This window comes from Siccirubricoccus deserti, from assembly GCF_014283215.1.
In the GTDB taxonomy this organism is placed as follows: Bacteria; Pseudomonadota; Alphaproteobacteria; order Acetobacterales; family Acetobacteraceae; genus Siccirubricoccus; species Siccirubricoccus deserti.
Genome location: NZ_JACOMF010000211.1, coordinates 1 through 1,470 on the forward strand (window position 1 = coordinate 1; position 1,470 = coordinate 1,470).

A 1,470-nucleotide genomic window follows, 5' to 3' on the forward strand; every position below is an offset into this window, starting at 1 on the left:
GGCGACCCGCAGGACGGTGACCTCGTCCCAGGCGCGGCCCACGACCTGCAGGCCGATCGGCAGGCCGTCCGCCGAGAAGCCGCAGGGCACGGAGACCGCGGGCAGGCCCGTCAGGTTGAACGGCGCCGTGTTGCGCATCCGCGGTCCGGTCAGCGCCGTCTCGTCCTCCTCCGCCCTGCAGGCCGGCAACGGCGTCGTTGGCGTCACTAGCACGTCGAACCGGGCCATCACCTCCCCAAAGGCGGCTTCGATGACCCGCCGCACGCGCTGCGCCTGCAGGTAATGCGCGGCGCTCACCATCGAGCCCGTCTGCAGCGCGCCGCGCAGGGTCGGGCTAAGCAGTTCCGGGCACCGGCGGAGCCGATCGGCATGGTAGGCTGCAGCCTCCGCCAGCAGGATCGTGCGTGTGAGCAGCGGAGCGCCCGCGGCGTGCGGCAGTTCGCACTCCTCCACCGCCGCGCCGAGCCCGCGGAGCGTGTCGATTGCGCGCTCGACTGCCGCGAGCGTCGAGGCCTCGCATCCCTCGAAGAAGTGCCGCCGGGGCACGCCGATCCGCAGGCCGCGAACGTCCCCATCCAGGGCAACAGTGTAGTCGGGAACGGGCCGGTCCCGCGAGGCGGGGTCGCGCGGGTCGAAGCCCGCCAGCGCACCGAGCATCAGGGCGGCGTCACGGACCGTGCGCGCGATGGGACCGACATGGTCGAGCGACCAGGAGAGGGCCAACGCGCCGTGCTTGCTAACCCGGCCGTAGGTCGGCTTGAGCCCCACCACCCCGCATTAGGCCGCAGGGTGGCGGATCGACATGGCGGTGTCGCTGCCTACGGCGCCGTAGGCGAGCCCCGCCGCCACCGCCGCCGCCGAGCCGCCGCTGGAGCCGCCGGTGACAAAGGCGGGGTCCCACGGGTTGCGCATGGGGCCGAAGTGGGAGACCAGCCCGCTGGACCCGGCCGCGGCCTCGTGCATGTTGTTCTTGCCGATGAGGACAGCCCCCGCCCTGGCGAGCCGCTCGATGACGGTCGCGTCGTGGTCGGGGATCCAGTCGGCGAAGGCGGCGCAGGCGGAGGTCGTGCGCACGCCCCTGGTGGCGAAGAGGTCCTTGAGCGCGATCGGCACGCCGTGCAGCGGCCCGAGCGAGTGACCGCCGCGCACGGCCTCGGCCGCCGCGTGGGCGGCGGCGCGCGCCGGCTCGGCTGTGACGGTGATGTAGCTGTTGAGCGTGCCGTCTCGGTCGGCGATGCGGGCGAGGAGGACCTCCGTCACCGCGACCGGGCAGAGTTCCCCGCGTGCGATCCGCGGCGCCAGCTCGGAGATGGGAAGAAAGGCGAGATCCTCATCGGCCATTCCGCGCCTCCGTCGGCACCTGAAATATGGTTGCTGGGGCGACCTCACCGAGTTCGCCCTGCCAAGCCTCTAGCCGGTCCATGGTCTGCGACAGGATCAGCAACCGCGGCGCCGCTTGTGCGGCCTCCT

Annotated in this window: 1 pseudogene; it reads right to left on the reverse strand. The window is 72.7% G+C overall.

Annotation, left to right across the window (positions count from 1 at the left end):
* Positions 1 to 1,341, reverse strand: a pseudogene (locus tag H7965_RS31590) (amidase); the annotation flags it as partial.
* Positions 1,342 to 1,470: the final 129 nt, after the last annotated feature.